Source organism: Pseudomonas sp. H1_F01, assembly GCF_054681425.1.
The window spans coordinates 5,497,618-5,520,061 of record NZ_CP162823.1 but is presented as its reverse complement, the minus strand read 5'-3'; the positions used below and the strand labels follow the sequence as shown (position 1 = coordinate 5,520,061).

The following is a 22,444-nucleotide window of genomic DNA, read 5'->3' as shown; positions in this document are numbered from 1 at the left end:
TGGACAGGATTGCGGAGAAAACAGATGAGCGCGCTCTATATGATTGTCGGCACCCTGGTTGCCTTGGGGGTGTTGGTCACATTTCACGAATTCGGTCATTTCTGGGTCGCGCGGCGCTGTGGCGTCAAGGTCCTGCGTTTTTCCGTGGGCTTTGGCATGCCCTTGTTGCGCTGGCACGACAAGAAAGGCACCGAGTTCGTCGTAGCGGCCATCCCGCTGGGCGGCTACGTCAAGATGCTCGACGAGCGCGAAGGCGAAGTCCCGGCCGACCAGCTCGATCAATCCTTCAATCGCAAGACCGTCCGTCAGCGTATCGCCATCGTCGCCGCGGGGCCGATCGCCAACTTCCTGCTGGCCATGGTGTTTTTCTGGGGCCTGGCCATGCTGGGCAGCGAGCAGGTGCGTCCGGTCATTGGTGCGGTGGAGTCGGGTAGCGTTGCCGCCCGTGCCGGGCTGGGTGCCGGGCAGGAAATCGTCGCTATCGATGGCGAGCCGACCTCGGGCTGGGCGGCGGTCAATCTGCAGCTGGTGCGTCGCCTGGGTGAGAGTGGCTCGTTGCAACTGATGGTGCGCGAGCAGGGCTCCACGGTGGATTCGCCTCGTGAACTGGTCTTGGACAAATGGCTCAAGGGCGCCGACGAGCCGGATCCGATCCGGTCCCTGGGGATCCGTCCATGGCGTCCGGCGATGCCGCCGATACTCGCCGAGCTTGATCCGAAAGGCCCGGCCCAGGCCGCAGGCTTGAAGACCGGCGATCGGTTGCTGGCGCTCGACGGCCAGCCGGTCAGCGACTGGCAGCAGGTGGTCGATTCGGTTCGCGTACGTCCTGATAGCAAGATTGTGCTGCGCATCGAGCGCGACGGTGCTCCAATCGATGTCCCGGTGACCCTGGCCGCCCGTGGCGAGAGCAAGGCGCCGACCGGTTACCTGGGGGCGGGCGTCAAGGCTGTCGACTGGCCGCCGGAAATGATTCGCGAGGTCAGTTTCGGCCCTGTGGCGGCGATTGGCGAAGGTGCGCGTCGTACCTGGACCATGAGTGTCCTGACGCTGGACTCGCTCAAGAAAATGTTGTTCGGCGAGCTCTCGGTAAAAAACTTGAGTGGACCGATAACCATTGCTAAAGTGGCGGGCGCTTCTGCCCAGTCGGGCGTCGCTGATTTCCTGAATTTCCTTGCTTATCTGAGCATTAGCCTGGGGGTTCTGAATTTGCTGCCCATCCCGGTACTGGATGGGGGGCATTTGCTGTTTTATCTGATCGAGTGGGCGCGTGGTCGTCCCTTGTCGGATCGGGTGCAGGGTTGGGGGATACAGATCGGTATCAGCTTGGTGGTCGGGGTCATGTTGCTTGCCCTCGTCAACGATCTGGGTCGTCTGTAACGCTTCGCTGAATTGCGAATCTGCCGCATTTTGCGGCAGTTTGTTTATTGCCAGTTGGAATAAGAAAGGACTTCATGAAACGTCTGCTGCTAACTGCGGTTCTCACCGTATTGATGATCGCCGAAGTTCACGCCGAGTCCTTCACTATCTCTGATATTCGCGTCAATGGCCTCCAGCGGGTCTCCGCGGGTAGCGTCTTTGGTGCCTTGCCGTTGAACGTCGGCGAGCAGGCGGATGATCGGCGCCTGGTGGAATCCACTCGTGCGCTGTTCAAGACCGGCTTCTTTCAAGATATCCAACTGGGCCGTGACGGCAATGTCCTGGTCATCACCGTTGTCGAGCGCCCGTCGGTCGCCAGTATCGAGATCGAAGGCAACAAGGCGATCTCCACTGAAGACCTGATGAAAGGCCTCAAGCAATCCGGCCTGGCCGAAGGCGAGATCTTCCAGCGCGCCACCCTCGAAGGTGTACGTAACGAGCTGCAACGCCAGTACGTTGCCCAGGGCCGCTACTCGGCCACCGTCGACACCGAAGTGGTGCCGCAGCCGCGCAACCGCGTCGGCCTGAAGGTCAACATCAACGAAGGCACCGTGGCAGCCATCCAGCACATCAACGTGGTGGGCAACACGGTTTTCCCTGATGAAGACCTGATCGACCTGTTCGAGCTCAAGACCACCAACTGGCTGTCGTTCTTCAAGAACGACGACAAGTACGCCCGTGAAAAACTCTCCGGTGACCTGGAGCGCCTGCGTTCCTACTACCTGGACCGCGGCTACATCAACATGGACATCGCCTCGACCCAGGTGTCCATCACCCCGGACAAGAAGCACGTCTACATCACCGTCAACGTCAACGAAGGCGAGAAGTACACCGTTCGTGACGTCAAGCTCAGCGGCGACCTGAAAGTGCCTGAAGACCAGGTCAAGTCGCTGCTGCTGGTGCAGAAGGGCCAGGTGTTCTCGCGCAAGCTGATGACCACCACGTCCGAGCTGATCACCCGTCGCCTGGGTAACGAGGGCTACACCTTCGCCAACGTCAACGGCGTGCCACAGCCGCACGATGAAGACCACACCGTCGACATCACCTTCGCCGTGGACCCGGGCAAGCGTGCCTACGTCAACCGCATCAACTTCCGTGGCAACACCAAGTCCGAAGACGAAGTGCTGCGCCGTGAAATGCGCCAGATGGAAGGTGGCTGGGCCTCGACCTACCTGATCGACCAGTCCAAGACCCGCCTGGAGCGCCTGGGCTTCTTCAAGGAAGTCAACGTCGAGACCCCGGCCGTACCGGGCGTCGATGACCAGGTCGATGTGAACTACAGCGTCGAAGAGCAGGCTTCCGGCTCGATCACCGCCAGCGTCGGTTTCGCCCAGAGCGCCGGTCTGATCCTCGGTGGCTCGATCACCCAGAACAACTTCCTGGGTACCGGTAACAAGGTCAGCATCGGCTTGACCCGCAGCGAATACCAGACTCGCTACAACTTCGGTTATGTGGACCCCTACTGGACCGCTGATGGTGTGAGCCTGGGCTACAACGCCTTCTACCGCACCACCGACTATGACGAGCTCGATTCCGATATCTCCAGCTATGCGGTGGACAGCTTCGGTGTTGGCGCCAACGTGGGTTACCCGATCAGCGAGACTTCGCGCCTGACCTTCGGCCTCACCGCCCAGCAGGACAAGATCAACACAGGTAAATACACCGTTGACGAGATCTTCGATTTCGTTAACAAGGAAGGCGATAGCTACCTGAACTTCAAGGCGTCTGCCGGTTGGTCCGAGTCGACCCTGAACAAGGGCGTACTGGCAACCCGTGGTCATTCCCAGAGCCTGGTTCTGGAAACGACTGTGCCGGGTAGTGACCTGTCGTTCTTCAAGCTCGACTATCGTGGCCAGCTGTTCCAGCCGTTGACCGACAACTACACCATGCGCCTGCACACCGAGCTGGGCTACGGTGACGGTTACGGTTCGACCGACGGCCTGCCGTTCTACGAGAACTACTACGCCGGTGGTTTCAACTCGGTACGTGGCTTCAAGGACAGTACTCTTGGTCCTCGCAGTACTCCAAGTAAAGGCACCAACCCGGGCACAATTGCCGACCCAGACCAGGATCCACTGCCATTTGGTGGCAACGTCCTGATCCAGGGCGGTGCCGAAATCCTGTTCCCGATGCCGTTCGTCAAGGATCAACGCTCCCTGCGTACCTCGGTATTCTGGGACGTGGGTAACGTATTCGACTCCTCGTGCAGTGACACCACCAACGCCAACGGTACTAGCTCCAACACCAAGTGCAACGACATCAGCCTGAGCAACATGGCCAGTTCCGTCGGCGTGGGTGTGACCTGGGTCACCGCGCTGGGTCCTTTGAGCTTCGCATTGGCGATGCCGATCAAGAAACCGGATGACGCTGAAACCCAAGTGTTCCAATTCTCCCTCGGCCAGACGTTCTAAGCGTCTGACCCATGACAACGACAATGGATTTTGTAGGAGTACATCGTGCGTAAGTTGACTCAATTGGTTCTCCTGGCGACCGTACTGGTCGCTGGTCCGGCTTTTGCCGACATGAAGATCGCCGTGCTGAATTATCAGATGGCCCTGCTGGAATCCGACGCGGCGAAGAAGTACGCCGTGGATGCCGAGAAAAAATTCGGCCCGCAACTGACCAAGCTCAAGGGCCTGGAAAGCAGCGCCAAGGGCATTCAGGATCGTCTGGTGGCCGGTGGCGACAAGATGGCCCAGGGCGAGCGCGAGCGTCTGGAGCTTGAATTCAAGCAAAAGGCCCGTGACTTCCAGTTCCAGTCCAAGGAACTGAACGAAGCGAAAGCTGTTGCCGACCGCGAAATGCTCAAGCAACTCAAGCCGAAACTCGACAGCGCCGTGGAAGAAGTCATCAAGAAAGGTGGTTTTGACCTGGTGTTCGAGCGTGGCGCAGTGATCGATGTCAAGCCTCAATACGACATCACGCGCCAAGTGATCGAGCGCATGAATCAGCTGAAGTAATCCATGACCGCGACCATCAAGCTCGGCCAATTGGCCGAGTTCCTCGGCGCCACCCTGCGTGGCGACCCGGAGAAGGCAATTACTGGGCTAGCCACTTTGCAAGAGGCTGGCCCAGCTCAGTTGAGCTTTCTGGCAAATCCTCAATACCGCAAGTACCTGGCCGACAGCCGGGCAGCCGCGCTGTTGCTCAAGGCTGCTGATGCCGATGGGTTTGCCGGCGATGCCCTGATCGTGCCCGATCCGTACTTGGCGTATGCCCGTATTTCCCATCTGTTCGATCCCAAGCCGAAAGCGGTTGCCGGTATTCATCCCAGCGCCGTGATCGCTGCTGATGCCGTGGTTGACCCCACGGCCAGCATCGGCCCATTCGTGGTCGTCGAAAGCGCGGCCCGAATCGGTGCCGGCGTCACGCTGGGTGCCCATTGTGTCATTGGCGCGCGCAGCGAGATCGGCGAAGGCGGTTGGCTGGCACCACGGGTCACCCTGTATCACGATGTGCGCATCGGCAAGCGGGTCGTGATTCAGTCTGGCGCAGTACTGGGCGGCGAAGGGTTCGGGTTTGCCAACGAGAAAGGCATCTGGCAGAAAATTGCCCAGATCGGCGGCGTCACCGTTGGTGATGACGTGGAGATTGGCGTCAACACCGCGATCGACCGTGGTGCCCTGGCCGACACGGTCATCGGCAATGGCGTCAAGCTCGACAACCAGATCCAGATCGCCCACAACGTCCAGGTCGGTGACCACACCGCCATGGCCGCCTGCGTGGGCATCTCCGGCAGCACCAAGATCGGCAAGCACTGCATGCTCGCCGGTGGCGTGGGGCTGGTGGGTCATATCGATATCTGTGACAACGTATTCCTGACCGGGATGACCATGGTGACCCACTCGATTACCGAGCCAGGTGCCTACTCTTCCGGTACGGCCATGCAGCCGGCAGCCGAATGGCGCAAGAGCGCGGCGCGTATCCGCCAGCTCGACGACATCGCGCGGCGCCTCAAGCAGGTGGAAAAGCGTGTAGGGGACGTGACCCCTGGCGGTAATGCTTCATCAGATGGCTGATACCATTTCCATATCAAGTGTGCACAGCCGTTAGGGCATCTTGATTTGCTAGCGGAGTGCGCGTCACTCGTGCGCTTCCAATCTTTACATAGGCTTCCCCCCGAAATGATGGACATCAACGAGATTCGCGAATACCTGCCTCACCGTTACCCGTTCCTGCTGGTGGATCGGGTGGTGGACCTGGACGTTGAAGGCAAGCGCATTCGCGCCTACAAGAATGTCAGCATCAACGAGCCGTTCTTCAATGGTCACTTCCCTGCGCATCCAATCATGCCGGGTGTATTGATCATCGAGGCAATGGCTCAGGCTGCCGGGATCCTTGGTTTCAAAATGCTCGACGTAAAACCTGCCGACGGCACGCTCTATTACTTCGTCGGTTCCGACAAGCTGCGTTTCCGCCAGCCAGTCACCCCGGGCGATCAGTTGATCCTCGAAGCCAAGTTCATCAGTTGCAAGCGCCAGATCTGGAAATTCGAATGCCAGGCTTCGGTCGACGGCAAGCCAGTCTGCTCCGCTGAAATTATCTGTGCGGAACGCAAACTATGAGTTTGATTGACCCTCGCGCAATCATCGATCCGACGGCCGTTCTGGCCGCCGATGTCGAGGTCGGCCCGTGGTCGATTGTCGGCGCAGGTGTGGAAATCGGCGAGGGTACGGTGATCGGTCCCCACGTAATTCTCAAGGGACCGACCCGGATTGGTCGGCACAATCGCATCTACCAGTTTTCTTCGGTAGGTGAGGACACGCCCGATCTCAAGTACAAAGGTGAAGAAACCCGTCTGGTCATCGGCGATCACAACGTGATCCGCGAAGGCGTGACGATTCACCGTGGCACCGTTCAGGATCGTTCCGAAACGACCTTGGGCGACCACAACCTGATCATGGCCTACGCGCACATCGGCCATGACAGCGTGATTGGCAACCATTGCATCCTGGTCAACAACACCGCGCTGGCCGGTCATGTGCACGTGGATGATTGGGCGATCCTGTCCGGGTTTACCCTGGTGCACCAGTATTGCCATATCGGCGCCCACAGCTTCTCTGGCATGGGCACTGCCATTGGCAAGGACGTCCCGGCCTATGTCACGGTGTTTGGCAACCCGGCCGAAGCCCGCAGCATGAACTTCGAAGGCATGCGCCGTCGTGGTTTCAGCGAAGAGGCGATTACGGCGCTGCGTCGCGCCTACAAGGTCGTGTATCGCCAGGGCCTGACGGTCGAGCAGGCGCTCGCCGAATTGGCCGAGGCTTCGGCGCAACACCCGGAAGTCGCGATTTTCCGTGACTCCATCCAGTCTTCGACCCGCGGCATCACTCGCTGACCATGGCTAATTTGCGTATTGCACTGGTGGCGGGAGAGGCTTCCGGTGACATTCTGGGCGCCGGTCTGATGCGCGCGCTCAAGGTGCAGCATCCCGCTGTCGAATTCATTGGTGTTGGCGGGCCGTTGATGGAGGCCGAAGGCCTGGCGTCCTATTTCCCGATGGAACGCCTGTCGGTGATGGGCCTGGTGGAAGTACTCGGTCGCCTGCGCGAGCTGCTGGCCCGGCGCAAGAAGCTGATCCAGACCCTGATCGACGAAAAACCGGATGTGTTCATCGGCATCGATGCGCCGGATTTCACCCTCAATATCGAACTGAAGTTACGTCAGGCCGGTATCAAGACCGTGCATTACGTCAGCCCGTCGGTCTGGGCCTGGCGGCAGAAGCGGGTGCTCAAGATTCGCGAAGGTTGCGACCTGATGCTGACGCTGCTGCCGTTCGAAGCCCGGTTCTACGAAGAGAAGGGCGTGCCGGTGCGGTTTGTCGGGCACACCCTGGCCGATACCATTCCCCTGGAAGCCGACCGCGACGCGGCCCGCCAGGCGTTGGGCCTGCCCGAGGGACCACTGGTGGCCTTGATGCCCGGCAGCCGGGGCGGCGAAGTGAGTCGCTTGGGCGGTCTGTTTTTCGACGCCGCCGAACGCCTTCGGGCGCTGCGACCCGGTGTACGTTTTGTCCTGCCGTGTGCCAGTGCGCAGCGTCGCGTCCAGTTGGAAGCGCTGCTGGTCGGCCGCGATTTGCCGGTGACGCTGCTCGACGGTCGTTCCCATGAAGCGTTGGCGGCCTGCGATGCCGTGTTGATTGCCTCCGGCACTGCTACCCTTGAGGCGCTGTTGTATAAGCGCCCGATGGTGGTCGCCTATCGCCTGGCGCCGCTGACGTTCTGGATTCTCAAGCGCATGGTCAAGAGCCCCTACGTGTCCTTGCCGAACCTGTTGGCCCAGCGCTTGCTGGTGCCGGAGCTGTTGCAGGACGATGCGACCGCCGAGGCGCTGGCTACCACGCTGTCGCCCTTGATCGATGGCGGCGAGGAACAGACCCGGGGCTTTGATGAAATCCATCGTACTTTGCGTCGTGATGCTTCCAACCAGGCGGCTGACGCGGTACTGACCCTGATTGGCGCAAAACCATGAGCAACTCAAAGCTACAGATGGGCCTGGACTTCAACCTGGTCGCCGAAGTGGAAGAACTGGTGGCCGGTGTCGATGAAGTGGGGCGTGGCCCGTTGTGCGGCGCGGTGGTGACGGCGGCGGTGATTCTTGACCCGAAGCGGCCGATCCTTGGCCTCAACGATTCGAAGAAACTCACTGAAGCCCGTCGCGAAAAGCTCTACGACGAGATCTGCGAGAAAGCCTTGAGCTGGTGCATCGCCCGGGCCGAAGTCGAAGAAATCGATGAACTCAATATCCTGCACGCCACCATGCTTGCCATGCAGCGTGCCGTGCAGGGCCTGCACATCACGCCGAAACTGGCGATGATCGATGGCAATCGCTGCCCGAAACTGTCGATGCGCGCCGAAGCGGTGATCCAGGGCGACGGCAAGGTGCCGGCCATCGCGGCGGCATCGATTCTGGCGAAGGTCAGCCGTGACCGGGAAATGGCCGCTTTCGAATTGATTTACCCGGGCTATGGCATCGGCGGCCACAAGGGTTACCCGACCCCCGTTCATCTAGAAGCCCTGGCGCGCCTTGGGCCAACGCCGATCCATCGGCGTTCGTTCGCCCCGGTGCGGCTGGCTTATGAAGCTCGTGATGGCTTGATCGAAAGGATCTAGCGAAAGCGTCGCAATGCCCCGTCGTGCCCTGTAGGAGCTGTCGAGCGAAGCGAGGCTGCGATCTTTCCACTGCCGATTGAGTCGAGAGTGAAAGATCGCAGGCTTCGCCAGCTCCTACATGTTTTACCCAAGGCCCGGTACAATCCGGGCCTTGTTGTTTTCATGACTTAACGCAGGATCACTATGCCGGCTTCATTCGTTCATCTACGCCTGCACACTGAATACTCCCTGGTCGACGGTCTGGTGCGGATCAAGCCCCTGGTCAAGACCCTGGTGGGCATGAACATGCCTGCCGTGGCGGTCACCGACCAGAACAACATGTGTTCGCTGGTCAAGTTCTACAAGGCCGCCATGGGCGCCGGGATCAAGCCGATCTGTGGTGCCGACCTGTGGCTGTCGAACAAGGATCCGGACGCTCCGCTGAGCCGTATCAGCCTGTTGGTGATGAACGCTCTGGGTTATCGCAACCTCACCGAGCTGATCTCCCGTGGTTTTATCGACGGCCAGCGCAACGGCTCGATCATCATCGAGCGCGAGTGGGTGGCCGAGGCCAGCGAAGGGCTGATCATGCTGTCGGCGGCCAAGGAAGGTGAAATCGGCCTGGCGCTGCTCAGTGGCAACCCCGAGGAAGCCGAGACCCTGGCTCGTGACTGGATGTCGGTGTTCCCGGATCGCTTCTACATCGAAGTGCAGCGCACCAATCGTCCGAATGACGAAGAGCACCTGCACGCCGCCGTGGCCCTGGCCGACAAGATCGGCGCGCCGCTGGTGGCGACCAACGATGTGCGGTTCATCAAGCAGGACGATTTCGAAGCTCACGAAACCCGCGTTTGCATCGGTGAGGGCCGTGCCCTCGATGATCCGCGGCGGTCGAAGAACTACAGCAACCAGCAATACCTCAAGAGCGCCGAGGAAATGGCCGAGTTGTTCAGCGACCTGCCCGAGGCGCTGGAAAACACCGTCGAGATCGCCAAGCGCTGCAACATCGACGTGAAGCTGGGCAAACACTTCCTGCCCAACTTCCCGATCCCCGATGGCATGACCATCGACGAGTATTTCCGCAAGGTGTCCTTCGACGGCCTTGAGGAGCGCCTCAGCGTCCTGTTGCCCAAGGACACCACCGAAGATTACGAAGCCAAGCGCCAGGTCTATGTCGACCGGTTGAATTTCGAGCTGGATATCATTATCCAGATGGGCTTTCCCGGCTATTTCCTGATCGTGATGGACTTTATCCAGTGGGCCAAGAACAACGGCGTGCCGGTGGGCCCAGGCCGTGGGTCGGGTGCCGGGTCGCTGGTGGCCTATGTGCAGAAGATCACCGACCTCGACCCGCTGGAATATGACCTGCTGTTCGAACGTTTCCTCAACCCGGAACGGGTATCCATGCCCGACTTCGACGTCGACTTCTGCATGGACGGTCGCGACCGGGTGATCGATTACGTGGCCGAGAAGTATGGCCGCAACGCGGTGAGCCAGATCATCACCTTCGGTTCCATGGCCGCCAAGGCTGTGGTGCGCGACGTGGCGCGGGTGCAGGGCAAGTCCTACGGCTTGGCGGATCGTCTGTCGAAGATGATTCCGTTCGAAGTTGGCATGACCCTGGAAAAAGCCTACGAGCAGGAAGAAATCCTGCGGGACTTCATCAAGGTCGATGAAGAAGCCGCGGAAATCTGGGAGATGGCCCGCAAGCTTGAAGGCGTGGTGCGTAACGTCGGCAAGCACGCCGGGGGCGTGGTGATCGCGCCGACCAAGCTGACTGACTTCTCGCCGATCTATTGCGACGAAGAAGGCGACGGCCTGGTGACCCAGTTCGACAAGGATGACGTCGAGGCGGCGGGCCTGGTGAAGTTCGACTTCCTCGGCCTGCGCACCCTGACCATCATCGACTGGGCGCTGAAAACCATCAACCGTGACCGGGCCAAGGTCGGTGAAGAACCGCTGGACATCGCCTTCATCCCGCTGGATGACAAGCCGACCTACAGCCTGTTGCAAAAAGCCGAAACCACGGCGGTGTTCCAGCTTGAATCCCGGGGCATGAAGGAGCTGATCAAAAAGCTCAAGCCCGACTGCCTGGAAGACCTGATCGCACTGGTGGCCCTGTTTCGTCCGGGCCCGTTGCAATCGGGCATGGTGGATGACTTCATCAACCGTAAGCACGGCCGCGCCGAGCTGGCGTACCCGCACTCGGACTATCAGTACGAAGGCTTGAAACCGGTGCTCGCACCGACCTACGGCATCATCCTGTATCAGGAACAGGTGATGCAGATTGCCCAGGTCATGGCCGGTTACACCCTCGGCGGCGCGGACATGCTGCGTCGGGCGATGGGTAAGAAAAAACCCGAGGAAATGGCCAAGCAGCGCGGCGGTTTCATCGAGGGTTGCGCCACCAACGGCATCGACCCTGACCTGGCCGGTAACATTTTCGACCTGGTGGAAAAGTTCGCCGGCTACGGCTTCAACAAATCCCACTCCGCCGCCTATGGCCTGGTGTCGTACCAGACCGCGTGGCTGAAGGCGCACTATCCGGCGCCGTTCATGGCCGCGGTACTGTCGGCGGATATGCACAACACCGACAAGGTCGTGACCTTGATCGAAGAAGTGCGGACCATGAAGTTGCGCCTCGACGCACCGGACGTGAACGCTTCGGAGTTCAAGTTCACGGTGAACGACGAAGGCCGCATCATTTACGGCCTGGGCGCGATCAAGGGTGTGGGCGAGGGGCCGGTGGAAGCCATTACCGAAGCGCGCCAGGACGGGCCATTCAAGGACCTGTTCGATTTCTGCGCCCGGGTTGACCTCAAGCGCATCAACAAGCGCACCCTCGACGGATTGATCCGCAGTGGTGCCCTGGACCGGCTGGGACCTTACTTCCAGGATGAGCCCAAGGCCTACCAGGCCAATATCGACCGCAACCGCGCGGTGTTGCTGGCGGCGATGGAGGAGGCGATCAAGGCCGCCGAACAGACCGCCCGTACCCATGACAGCGGCCACGCCGACCTGTTTGGCGGGCTGTTCGTCGAAGAAGACGCCGATGTCTATGGCAACCATCGCAAGGCCAAGGAGCTGACCCTCAAGGAACGCCTCAAGGGTGAGAAAGACACCTTGGGCCTGTACCTCACCGGTCACCCGATCGACGAATACGAAGGCGAGATCCGCCGCTTCGCCCGTCAGCGCATCATCGACCTCAAGCCGGCACGCGACACGCAGACCGTCGCCGGCATGATCATCGCCCTGCGGGTGATGAAGAACAAAAAGGGCGACAAGATGGGCTTCATCACCCTCGACGACCGCTCCGGGCGCATCGAGGCCTCATTGTTCGCCGATGCGTTCCACTCGGCGCAGTCGCTGTTGCAGACTGACGCGATGGTGGTGGTGGAAGGCGAGGTCAGCAACGATGACTTTTCCGGTGGCCTGCGCCTGCGGGTCAAGCGGGTGATGAGCATGGAAGATGCCCGTACCAACCTGGCTGAAAGCCTGCGCCTGAAGTTGCAGACCCAGGATCTCAAGGGCGATCAGCTACGCTGGTTGGGCGAATTGTTCAAGCGCCATCGCGGTGCCTGCCCGATCACCATGGAGTATGTACGCCCCGACGCCAAGGCTGTGTTGCAGTTCGGCGAAGGCTGGCGGATCGATCCGGCGGATGCGTTGATTCAAGCCTTGCGTGACCAGTTCGGCAAAGACAACGTCTTCCTCCAATACCGTTGACGGCCAGGGGCCATTCTCGAAACCGGAATACCCCTGATCTCGACCCGAATTTTTAATCTCGACCTGAACGCGCCTCTCCCTTAAGGTAGGCGCGAATAGACAACCGGCCGGCCCAAGCTCTCTTGGACGTCGACCCAAGACGGACGCCTATGAACCCGAATTTTCTAGATTTCGAACAGCCGATCGCCGACCTGCAAGCCAAGATCGAAGAGTTGCGCTTGGTCGGTAATGACAATTCGCTGAATATCGGCGATGAAATCTCTCGTCTGCAGGACAAAAGTCGCACGCTGACCGAAGACATCTTCGGCAAGCTGACCAGTTGGCAGATCGCCCGCCTGGCGCGTCATCCACGTCGTCCCTATACCCTGGACTACATCGACCACATCTTCACCGAGTTCGATGAGCTGCATGGCGACCGCCACTTCTCCGACGACGCCGCGATCGTCGGCGGTGTCGCCCGCCTGGACGACCAGCCGGTGATGGTTATCGGTCATCAGAAAGGCCGTGAAGTGCGCGAGAAGGTGCGCCGCAACTTCGGCATGCCGCGTCCGGAAGGCTACCGCAAGGCCTGCCGCCTGATGGAAATGGCCGAGCGCTTCAAGATGCCGATCCTGACCTTCATCGACACGCCGGGCGCCTACCCGGGCATCGACGCCGAAGAGCGCAACCAGAGCGAGGCGATTGCCTGGAACCTGCGCGTCATGGCGCGCCTGAAAACCCCGATCATCGCCACTGTAATTGGCGAAGGTGGTTCCGGCGGTGCACTGGCCATCGGTGTCTGCGACCAGTTGAACATGCTGCAATATTCCACCTATGCGGTGATCTCGCCGGAAGGCTGCGCCTCGATCCTGTGGAAAACCGCCGAGAAGGCGCCGGATGCCGCTGAGGCCATGGGCATTACCGCCGAGCGTCTCAAAGGCCTGGGCATCGTCGACAAAGTGATCAACGAGCCAGTCGGCGGCGCTCACCGCGACCCGGCTGCGGCTGCGGCACTGATCCGCGCCGAGCTGAGCTCGCAATTGTCGATGCTCAAGAAGTTCGACAACGAAGCGCTGCTGGCTCGTCGCTACGAGCGGTTGATGAGCTACGGTCTCTGATTCAGCGCTGTACCCCTGTGTGGGAGCGAGCTTGCTCGCGATGACGGGTTAACATTCAACAGATAAGTTGACTGAGATACCGCTATCGCGAGCAAGCTCGCTCCCACATTTGATTTGTGTGAAGGCAGTTGCGATGAATCAGCCCACGATTGATCTGCCAACCCGGCTCCTCAAACACATGCTCCCCTGGCGCAACGCCGCCACCTGGCGCATCGCCTTCTCCGGCGGCCTCGACTCCACCGTCCTGCTGCACCTGCTCGTAACCCTTTCGCAACGCCAACCCTTGCCCGCGCTGAGCGCTATTCATGTGCATCACGGCCTCCAGGCTGTAGCTGAGGCGTGGCCGGACCATTGTCGTTCGGTCTGCGCGGCCCTGGGCGTGCCGCTGGACGTGGTAACTGTGCAAGTGCGCCCTGGCGCCAGTGTCGAGTGCGCCGCGCGGGAAGCGCGTTACGCGGCCTTTGTAGCGGCGATCCACAGCGATGAAGTGCTGCTTACCGCCCAGCATCGCGATGATCAGGCCGAAACCCTGCTGTTTCGCCTGCTAAGGGGGGCGGGGGTGAAGGGCTTGGCGGCGATGCCGCCGCAGCGTCCGTTGGGCCAAGGGCATTTGCTGCGGCCCTTGCTCGATGTGTCCCGTGTGGAGCTGGAAGCCTATGCGAGGCAGCAGGGCTTGAGCTGGATCGAAGATCCCTCCAACGACGATCACCGGCATGCGCGCAATTACCTGCGCCAGCGGGTTTTTCCAGTGTTGGCCGAGCAATGGCCCCAAGCTTCGACGACCCTGGCTCGCAGCGCTGCGCACATGGGTGAAGCCCAAACTTTGCTGGACGATTTGGCGCGGATCGACCTGGCCCGGGCCGCGACCCCGGGCGTGTTCGACTGGCTCGGGCTGCAATCCCTGGCGCTGGCGCCTTTGCGGGCGTTGTCGCCGGCCCGTCAGCGCAACGCCTTGAGCCACTGGCTGGCACCGATGACCCTGCTGCCCGACACCGATCACTGGTCGGGCTGGGACTCGTTGCGCGATGCCGCCGACGATGCCCGACCGATCTGGCGCCTGGCCGGTGGCGAGCTGCATCGGGCCGCCGGGCGGGTCTGGTGGTTATCCGACCACTGGCTATGTTCGCTGCCAGGCACCGTCGACTGGGCCGATCCGGCGGTTGCGCTGCGGCTGCCGGGCAATGGTCGGGTGGTGCTCGACGGCACGCCGCCTGCGGGGCCGCTCAGCGTGCGCTATCGTCAGGGCGGCGAGGTAATGGCGTTAGCGGGTCGTGGTCACCGTGACCTCAAGCGTTTGCTCAATGAAAAGGCAGTGCCGGCGTTCGTTCGAGGTCGATTGCCGCTGCTCTATCAGGGCGAGCAATTGCTGGCGGTAGCCAACCTGGCCGGGCTCGATGCACAGGCTGATGGCAGTTGGCAATTGATCTGGACGCCAGGAAGCCAAGATCTGGGTTTGAGCTGAAAGGGGCTTTCCGGTAGACTACGCTCCCTTCTTGATACAACTTCTGTGGATTCGCCTGAATTGCAGGAGTTGCCGATTACCAAGCAGTCTTTGCTGGGCGATTCCAAAAAATGTGTAGCGAGCAACGTACCGGTGATTTCACTTCCGGTCTGTCCCAACGCGGCGGTTTTTTTGAAAGGTGCACTGTGATTAATGCAGGTGATCGGGGGCTTCGGCCTTCCTTCGCTTTCCCCGGCGGCTCGGACCGCTTTAACGCAGACTTCTAGGGTTTTTCATGACGCGCTACATATTCGTCACGGGCGGTGTTGTTTCTTCATTGGGGAAAGGCATTGCCTCGGCTTCATTGGCGGCCATCCTGGAGGCGCGGGGACTTAAGGTCACCATGCTCAAGCTGGACCCGTACATCAACGTTGACCCGGGCACCATGAGCCCGTTCCAGCACGGTGAAGTGTTCGTCACCCACGACGGCGCCGAGACCGACCTGGACCTGGGCCACTACGAGCGGTTCATCCGCACGACCATGACCCAGAACAACAACTTCACCACTGGCCGTGTCTACGAACACGTGCTGCGCAAGGAGCGTCGTGGTGACTACCTGGGCGCGACCATCCAGGTCATCCCGCACATCACCGACGAAATCAAGCGTCGCATCATCAAGGGTGCGGGCGATGCCGACGTGGCGATGGTCGAAATCGGCGGCACCGTGGGCGACATCGAGTCCCAGCCGTTCCTCGAGGCCATCCGCCAGTTGCGTTTCGAAATCGGCGCCAAGCGCGCGATGCTGATGCACCTGACACTGGTGCCGTACATCGCCACGGCCGGCGAAACCAAGACCAAGCCCACCCAGCACTCGGTCAAGGAACTGCGTTCCATCGGCCTGCAGCCGGACGTGCTGATCTGCCGCTCCGATCACCCGATCGACATCTCGTCGCGTCGCAAGATCGCCCAGTTCACCAACGTTGAAGAGCGTGCGGTCATCGGCCTGGAAGACGCCGACACCATCTACAAGATCCCGGGCATCCTGCACTCCCAGGGCCTGGACGACTTCGTCGTCGAGCGCTTCGGCCTGCAATGCGCCAGCGCCGACCTGTCCGAATGGGAAGCCGTGGTCGATGCCAAGCTCAACCCGGAACACGAAGTCACCATTGCCATGGTCGGCAAGTACATGGAGCTGCTGGACGCCTACAAGTCTCTGATCGAGGCGATGAGTCACGCTGGCATCAGCAACCGTACCAAGGTCAACCTGCGCTACATCGATTCCGAAGACATCGAGAACCAGGGCACCGGCCTGCTCGAAGGCGCCGATGCGATCCTCGTGCCGGGCGGCTTCGGCCTGCGGGGCGTGGAAGGCAAGATCACTGCCGTGCAATACGCTCGCGAAAACAAGGTGCCTTACCTGGGTATCTGCCTGGGCATGCAAGTGGCGGTCATCGAGTTCGCCCGTAACGTGCTGGGCTGGAAAGACGCCAACTCCACCGAGTTCGATCGCGCCAGCGGCCATCCGGTCGTGGGCCTGATCACCGAGTGGGAAGATGCCACTGGTGCGGTGGAAGTGCGTACCGAAAGTTCGGACCTGGGCGGCACCATGCGTCTCGGTGCCCAGGAATGCCTGCTGGAAGCCGGCTCCAAGGTGCACGATTGCTACGCCAAGGATGTGATCGTCGAGCGTCACCGTCATCGCTATGAAGTGAACAACAACCTGCTGCCGCAGTTGATCGAAGCCGGCCTGAAAATCTCCGGTCGTTCCGGTGACGGCGCGCTGGTCGAAGTGGTCGAGGCCCCGGATCACCCATGGTTCGTCGCTTGCCAATTCCACCCCGAGTTCACCTCGACGCCACGGGACGGTCATCCGCTGTTCAGCGGTTTCGTGAAAGCCGCTTTGGCTCAACACCAGAAAAAGGCATAAGACGATGGCCCAGAAGATCATTCGTGTCGGCGACATCGAGATTGCCAACGACAAGCCCATGGTGCTGTTTGGCGGCATGAACGTGCTGGAAAGCCGCGACATGGCGATGCAGGTCTGCGAGGAGTACGTGAAGGTCACCCAGAAGTTGGGTATCCCTTACGTGTTCAAGGCCAGCTTCGACAAGGCCAACCGTTCGTCCGTGACCTCCTACCGTGGCCCGGGCCTGGAAGAAGGCATGCGGATCTTCCAGGACATCAAGCAAGCCTTTGGCGTGCCGATCATCACCGACGTCCACGAGCCGGCCCAGGCCGCGGTCGTCGCCGAGGTCTGCGACATCATCCAGTTGCCGGCTTTCCTGTCGCGCCAGACCGACCTGGTGGTCGCGATGGCCAAGACCGGCGCGGTGATCAATATCAAGAAAGCCCAGTTCCTCGCGCCCCAGGAAATGAAACACATCCTGAGCAAGTGCGAAGAGGCTGGGAATGACCAGTTGATCCTCTGCGAGCGCGGTTCGAGCTTCGGTTACAACAACCTGGTAGTCGACATGCTCGGCTTCGGCATCATGAAGCAGTTCGAATACCCGGTATTCTTCGACGTGACGCACGCCTTGCAGATGCCGGGCGGTCGTTCCGACTCCGCCGGCGGTCGTCGCGCCCAGGTGACCGACCTGGCCAAGGCTGGCATCAGCCAATCCCTGGCTGGCCTGTTCCTTGAAGCCCACCCGGATCCGGACAATGCCAAGTGCGACGGCCCTTGTGCCTTGCGCTTGAACAAGCTGGAACCTTTCCTGTCTCAGCTCAAGGCGTTGGACGAGCTGGTCAAGAGTTTTCCGACGATAGAAACCGCGTAAGGCGGTTTTCTCCGGTAAAGTACCGCTCGATTATCGCTCTGGCCCGCTGGCCGCACTGCTCTTGCGGGAGCATGGCTTGCCAGCGATGGCGTCCTTGAGGCCCCCATCGCCGGCAAGCCGTGCTCCCACAGCGTTTTCGTCAACTTTGGAGTGTTTACAACAATGGCAAAAATCGTCGACATCAAAGGTCGTGAAGTTCTCGACTCCCGTGGCAACCCCACTGTTGAAGCGGACGTGCTTCTCGACAACGGTATCATCGGCAGCGCCTGCGCGCCGTCCGGTGCTTCCACTGGCTCGCGCGAAGCGCTGGAGCTGCGTGATGGCGACAAGAGCCGTTACCTGGGCAAGGGCGTGCTCAAAGCCGTCGCCAACATCAACGGTCCGATCCGCGAGCTGTTGCTGGGCAAGGATCCTGCCGACCAGAAAGCCCTCGATCACGCGATGATCAAGCTCGACGGTACCGAAAACAAAGCCACCCTGGGCGCCAACGCAATCCTCGCCGTGTCCCTGGCCGCTGCCAAGGCTGCTGCCCAGGACCAGGACCTGCCGCTGTACGCCCACATCGCCAACCTCAACGGTACCCCGGGTGTCTACTCGATGCCGGTGCCGATGATGAACATCATCAACGGCGGCGAGCATGCCGATAACAACGTCGACATCCAGGAATTCATGGTGCAGCCGGTTGGCGCCAAGACCTTCTCCGAAGGCCTGCGCATGGGCACCGAGATTTTCCATCACCTCAAGGCTGTGCTCAAAGCCCGTGGCCTGAGCACCGCGGTTGGCGACGAAGGCGGTTTCGCACCGAACCTGGCGTCCAACGAAGACGCGCTGAAAGTGATCTCCGAAGCCGTGGCCAATGCTGGCTACAAGCTGGGCACCGACGTGACCCTGGCCCTGGACTGCGCCGCCAGTGAATTCTACGAAGACGGCAAGTACAACCTGTCCGGCGAAGGCCAGGTGTTCACCGCCGAAGGTTTCGCTGACTACCTCAAGGGCCTGACCGAACGCTATCCGATCATCTCCATCGAAGACGGCCTGGACGAGTCCGACTGGGCTGGCTGGAAAATCCTCACCGACAAGATCGGCGAGAAAACCCAGCTGGTGGGTGACGACCTGTTCGTGACCAACACCAAGATCCTGAAAGAAGGCATCGACAAGAAGATCGCCAACTCGATCCTGATCAAGTTCAACCAGATCGGTACCCTGACCGAAACCCTGGAAGCCATCCAGATGGCCAAGGCGGCCGGCTACACCGCCGTGATCTCCCACCGCTCCGGTGAAACCGAAGACTCGACCATTGCCGACCTGGCCGTGGGCACTGCGGCAGGCCAGATCAAGACCGGTTCGCTGTGCCGTTCCGACCGCGTTTCCAAGTACAACCAGCTGCTGCGTATCGAAGAGCAGTTGAACGGCAAGGCCAAGTACAACGGTCGCGCCGAGTTTCGCGGTTAAGCGGTAAATGGTAAAAAGACAGCGGATTAGGTCGCAAAAGTCGCCATGGCGGCGGTTTTGCCTCTAATCTGATGCCTTATCAAGCACAAGCCTGGGTTTTCCAGGCTTCGTGCTATCAGACGCTTCAAAGTTTGGCATGGCGGTCTTTTTTCACTGGATACCTGATATTCGATGCGCAGTCCCAATTGGTTGTTTCTTGTCTTGCTCCTGTTGCTGGCCGGCCTGCAGTACCGCCTGTGGGTGGGCAATGGCAGCTTGGCGCAAGTGGCCGACCTGACTCAGCAAATTGCCGACCAACACGCCGAGAACGAGGCGCTGCTTGAGCGTAATCGGGTGATGGACGCCGAAGTGACAGAGCTGAAAAAAGGCATGGAGACCGTTGAAGAACGGGCTCGACATGAACTGGGCATGGTCAAGGAGGGCGAAACCCTCTACCAGTTGGCCCAATGAGTATTCGTTTGCCGGCCTTCTGGGCCGTGATTCCTGCCGCGGGCGTTGGCGCTCGTATGGCCGCGGACCGGCCCAAGCAATACCTGCAGTTGGGCGGACGCACAATTCTTGAACACAGCCTCGGCTGTTTCCTCGACCATCCCACCGTCAAGGGCGTGGTGGTCAGCCTTGCACACGATGATCCTTACTGGCCGACCCTGGCCTGCGCCAACGACACACGCATCCAGCGTGTCGACGGTGGCGAACAACGTTCGGATTCAGTGCTCAATGCCTTGCTGTACCTGCACGAGCAGGGCGCCGACGATCACGACTGGGTGCTGGTGCACGACGCCGCCCGGCCCAATCTGGCCCGGGACGACCTGGACACACTGCTCAGCGAGTTGGCGACCGATCCGGTCGGCGGCCTGCTGGCCGTCCCGGCGCGCGACACCCTCAAGCGCGTCGACAAACACGGCCGCGTGCTGGAGACCGTTGATCGCAGCGTGATCTGGCAAGCCTACACGCCACAGATGTTCCGCCTCGGCGCCTTGCATCGGGCCTTGGCCGACAGCCTGGTTGCAGATGCGCTGATTACCGACGAAGCGTCCGCCATGGAATGGGCGGGGCAGGCGCCGCGGCTGATCGAAGGGCGGGCCGATAACATCAAGGTCACCCGGCCGGAAGATCTGGAGTGGTTGCGCCAGCGGTGGGCGAATCGGCATTAAACCGGATATGTTTCCTCGTTAGATCTTCATCGTCTGGGCCGGCGCCATCGCGAGCAAGCTCGCTCCCACAGTGGGTTGGTGTGAACACTTGACCGTCATTCGACGATAACCCTGTGGGAGCGAGCTTGCTCGCGATGGCGTCACCCCCAGACGACAAAAAACCACTGTCATCCCCGATATTCCGGTCGCCCAGCCAGCCCTTCCTTCAAAAAATCCACCAACTTGCGCACCTTCGGCGACAGATGTCGCTGCTGCGGGTACAACGCCCACACCGCCGTATTCGGCGGCTGATGAGCCTCCAGCAGCGAGATCAATGCACCGCTGTGCAAATGCTCCAATACGTAATAGTCCGGCAGTTGGCACAACCCCACCCCTTGCAGCGCCGCGTCCAACACCGCTTGCCCACTGTTGCAGCGCCAGTTTCCCTGTACCCGTTGGGAAAATTCCCGCCCGTTCTGCTCCAGTTGCCAGACGTCGGAGCTGCCGATCAGGCAATTGTGGCGGCTCAGTTCCGACAAGCTATGGGGCCGCCCGTAGCGTTCCAGGTAAGAGGGTGAAGCGCACAGGTACATGCGCCGCGGTGCCAGGCGCGTGGCGACCAGGCGGGAGTCCTGCAGGCGACCCAGGCGAATCGCCAGGTCGAGGCCTTCGTGCACCAGGTCCAGAGGACGGTTGCTCAGCTCGATGTCTACCCGCAACTGCGGGTACAGCCCCATGAACCGCGTTACCAGAGGCACGATGAACCGTTCGCCATAGGCCACGGCGCAGGTCATGCGCAGCATGCCCTTGGGTTCGCTGGTGAGATCGCCCACCGCCCGCAGTGCTTCCTCGCGCCCGTCCTGCAGGCGTTGGCAATGCTGCAAAAATGTCTGGCCGGCCTCGGTCAGGGTGACCCGCCGGGTACTGCGGTAGAGCAAACGTGTCTGCAAACGCTCTTCAAGCCGTACGATTTGTCGACTGATGTGGGAAGACGAAACCCCGAGACGTTCAGCGGCGGCGGTGAATTGACTGCATTCGGCCACGGCGACGAACTCGTCGATCCCTTCCCAGCGGTTATCGGACATGAAGGATTATCCCTGTACAGCAATAATGTTTTGCTTTTGGTTGGATTATTCATCGTCCGGCGGAGGATTACACTCCCGGTCTTGTTTTTATTTGCTGGAGAGTCCGGATGATCAAGTCGCGCGCTGCCGTTGCCTTCGAGGCCAAGAAACCCCTGGAAATCGTTGAAGTCGACGTCGCCATGCCCAAGGCGGGCGAAGTGCTGTTGCGCGTGGTGGCTTCCGGTGTCTGCCACACCGACGCCTATACCTTGTCGGGCGCCGACCCGGAAGGGATCTTCCCGTCGATCCTCGGTCACGAAGGCGGTGCGATTGTCGAAGCCATCGGCGAAGGCGTGACCTCGGTCGCGGTGGGCGACCATGTGATCCCGCTGTACACGCCGGAATGCGGTCAGTGCAAATTCTGTAAGTCAGGCAAGACCAACCTCTGCCAGGCGATTCGCGCCACCCAGGGCAAAGGCCTGATGCCGGACGGCACCTCGCGTTTTTCCTACAAGGGCGAGACGATTTTCCACTACATGGGCACCTCGACGTTCTCTGAGTACACCGTGCTGCCGGAAATCTCCGTCGCGAAGATTCAAAAAGAAGCCCCGCTGGAAAAGGTCTGCCTGCTGGGTTGCGGCGTCACCACCGGTATCGGCGCGGTCCTCAACACCGCCAAGGTCAAGCCGGGTGACACCGTGGCGATCTTCGGCCTGGGCGGCATCGGCCTGTCGGCAGTGATTGGCGCGGTGAAGGCCAAGGCTTCGCGCATCATCGCCATCGACATCAACCCGGCCAAGTTCGAAATCGCCAAGCAACTGGGTGCCACCGATTGCGTCAACCCGAAAGACTTCGACCGTCCGATCCAGGAAGTCATCGTCGATATGACTGACGGCGGCGTGGACTTTTCCTTCGAGTGCATCGGCAATGTCCAGTTGATGCGTGCCGCGCTGGAGTGCTGCCACAAAGGCTGGGGCGAGTCGGTGATCATCGGTGTGGCCGGCGCCGGCCAGGAAATCGCCACCCGCCCCTTCCAGTTGGTGACCGGGCGCGTCTGGCGCGGTTCGGCCTTTGGTGGCGTGCGCGGTCGCAGCGAGTTGCCAAGCTATGTGGCAATGGCCGAGACGGGCGAGATCCCGCTGGATACGTTCATTACCCACACCATGGGCCTGGAAGATATCAACAAGGCGTTCGACCTGATGCATGAAGGCAAGAGCATCCGCACCGTTATCCATTTCTGAGGTCGG

At 60.6% G+C, this 22,444-nt stretch carries 18 protein-coding genes; 17 read left to right on the top strand and 1 reads right to left on the bottom strand.

What is annotated here, in order from left to right; genetic code table 11:
* Positions 1 to 24: 24 nt before the first annotated feature.
* The 16 genes from rseP to ispD all read left to right on the top strand — a co-directional run bounded on the left by rseP (position 25) and on the right by ispD (position 20,154).
* On the top strand, positions 25 to 1,377 hold the full coding sequence (rseP, locus tag AB4O09_RS25005) for an RIP metalloprotease RseP (protein WP_027913160.1): 1,353 nt from the start codon (positions 25 to 27) through the stop codon (positions 1,375 to 1,377).
* Positions 1,378 to 1,451: 74 nt separating this feature from the next.
* On the top strand, positions 1,452 to 3,827 hold the full coding sequence (gene bamA, locus AB4O09_RS25000; RefSeq protein ID WP_013692383.1) for an outer membrane protein assembly factor BamA: 2,376 nt from the start codon (positions 1,452 to 1,454) through the stop codon (positions 3,825 to 3,827).
* Positions 3,828 to 3,872: 45 nt separating this feature from the next.
* Complete coding sequence (locus tag AB4O09_RS24995) at positions 3,873 to 4,376, top strand: OmpH/Skp family outer membrane protein (RefSeq protein WP_003184901.1); 504 nt, start codon at positions 3,873 to 3,875, stop codon at positions 4,374 to 4,376.
* 3 nt (positions 4,377 to 4,379) lie between these two features.
* On the top strand, positions 4,380 to 5,435 hold the full coding sequence (lpxD, locus tag AB4O09_RS24990; RefSeq protein WP_003198250.1) for a UDP-3-O-(3-hydroxymyristoyl)glucosamine N-acyltransferase: 1,056 nt from the start codon (positions 4,380 to 4,382) through the stop codon (positions 5,433 to 5,435).
* A gap of 105 nt (positions 5,436 to 5,540) precedes the next feature.
* Positions 5,541 to 5,981, top strand: coding sequence for a 3-hydroxyacyl-ACP dehydratase FabZ (gene fabZ, locus AB4O09_RS24985; protein WP_003184897.1), 441 nt, complete (start codon positions 5,541 to 5,543; stop codon positions 5,979 to 5,981).
* A complete protein-coding gene (gene lpxA / locus AB4O09_RS24980) occupies positions 5,978 to 6,754 on the top strand; it encodes an acyl-ACP--UDP-N-acetylglucosamine O-acyltransferase (protein ID WP_003198252.1) in 777 nt (258 codons plus the stop codon). Before fabZ ends, lpxA begins: the two co-directional genes overlap by 4 nt.
* A 2-nt stretch (positions 6,755 to 6,756) precedes the next feature.
* Positions 6,757 to 7,887 (top strand): lipid-A-disaccharide synthase, encoded by a 1,131-nt coding sequence (gene lpxB, locus AB4O09_RS24975; protein WP_013692384.1) that lies wholly within the window; start codon positions 6,757 to 6,759, stop codon positions 7,885 to 7,887.
* Positions 7,884 to 8,528: a ribonuclease HII gene (gene rnhB, locus AB4O09_RS24970; RefSeq protein ID WP_013692385.1), complete on the top strand. Its 645-nt coding sequence runs from the start codon at positions 7,884 to 7,886 to the stop codon at positions 8,526 to 8,528. Before lpxB ends, rnhB begins: the two co-directional genes overlap by 4 nt.
* Before the next feature lie 183 nt (positions 8,529 to 8,711).
* Positions 8,712 to 12,233, top strand: coding sequence for a DNA polymerase III subunit alpha (gene dnaE, locus AB4O09_RS24965; protein ID WP_003198259.1), 3,522 nt, complete (start codon positions 8,712 to 8,714; stop codon positions 12,231 to 12,233).
* A 149-nt stretch (positions 12,234 to 12,382) separates the two neighbouring features.
* Positions 12,383 to 13,330 (top strand): acetyl-CoA carboxylase carboxyltransferase subunit alpha, encoded by a 948-nt coding sequence (locus tag AB4O09_RS24960; RefSeq protein WP_003198261.1) that lies wholly within the window; start codon positions 12,383 to 12,385, stop codon positions 13,328 to 13,330.
* 133 nt (positions 13,331 to 13,463) lie between these two features.
* Positions 13,464 to 14,792 carry a tRNA lysidine(34) synthetase TilS gene (gene tilS / locus AB4O09_RS24955; protein WP_100264192.1) on the top strand — a complete coding sequence of 443 codons (1,329 nt, stop codon included), beginning with the start codon at positions 13,464 to 13,466 and terminating at the stop codon, positions 14,790 to 14,792.
* 274 nt (positions 14,793 to 15,066) lie between these two features.
* Positions 15,067 to 16,698, top strand: coding sequence for a CTP synthase (locus AB4O09_RS24950; protein WP_003198266.1), 1,632 nt, complete (start codon positions 15,067 to 15,069; stop codon positions 16,696 to 16,698).
* A gap of 4 nt (positions 16,699 to 16,702) precedes the next feature.
* A complete protein-coding gene (gene kdsA / locus AB4O09_RS24945; RefSeq protein WP_003198268.1) occupies positions 16,703 to 17,548 on the top strand; it encodes a 3-deoxy-8-phosphooctulonate synthase in 846 nt (281 codons plus the stop codon).
* Positions 17,549 to 17,710: 162 nt separating this feature from the next.
* Positions 17,711 to 19,000, top strand: coding sequence for a phosphopyruvate hydratase (eno, locus tag AB4O09_RS24940; protein WP_013692387.1), 1,290 nt, complete (start codon positions 17,711 to 17,713; stop codon positions 18,998 to 19,000).
* Between the two features lie 171 nt (positions 19,001 to 19,171).
* A complete protein-coding gene (gene ftsB / locus AB4O09_RS24935) occupies positions 19,172 to 19,450 on the top strand; it encodes a cell division protein FtsB (RefSeq protein WP_003184873.1) in 279 nt (92 codons plus the stop codon).
* The gene (gene ispD / locus AB4O09_RS24930) at positions 19,447 to 20,154 is read left to right on the top strand and encodes a 2-C-methyl-D-erythritol 4-phosphate cytidylyltransferase (RefSeq protein WP_003198271.1); all 708 of its coding nucleotides are present in this window, start codon (positions 19,447 to 19,449) and stop codon (positions 20,152 to 20,154) included. Before ftsB ends, ispD begins: the two co-directional genes overlap by 4 nt.
* Positions 20,155 to 20,321: 167 nt before the next feature.
* Here the strand turns inward: ispD and AB4O09_RS24925 are convergent, their stop codons facing one another.
* Positions 20,322 to 21,218 carry a LysR substrate-binding domain-containing protein gene (locus AB4O09_RS24925; RefSeq protein WP_003198274.1) on the bottom strand — a complete coding sequence of 299 codons (897 nt, stop codon included), beginning with the start codon at positions 21,216 to 21,218 and terminating at the stop codon, positions 20,322 to 20,324.
* A gap of 107 nt (positions 21,219 to 21,325) precedes the next feature.
* Between AB4O09_RS24925 and AB4O09_RS24920 the strand changes: the two genes are divergently transcribed.
* Positions 21,326 to 22,438 carry an S-(hydroxymethyl)glutathione dehydrogenase/class III alcohol dehydrogenase gene (locus AB4O09_RS24920; protein WP_003198276.1) on the top strand — a complete coding sequence of 371 codons (1,113 nt, stop codon included), beginning with the start codon at positions 21,326 to 21,328 and terminating at the stop codon, positions 22,436 to 22,438.
* Positions 22,439 to 22,444 lie beyond the last annotated feature (6 nt).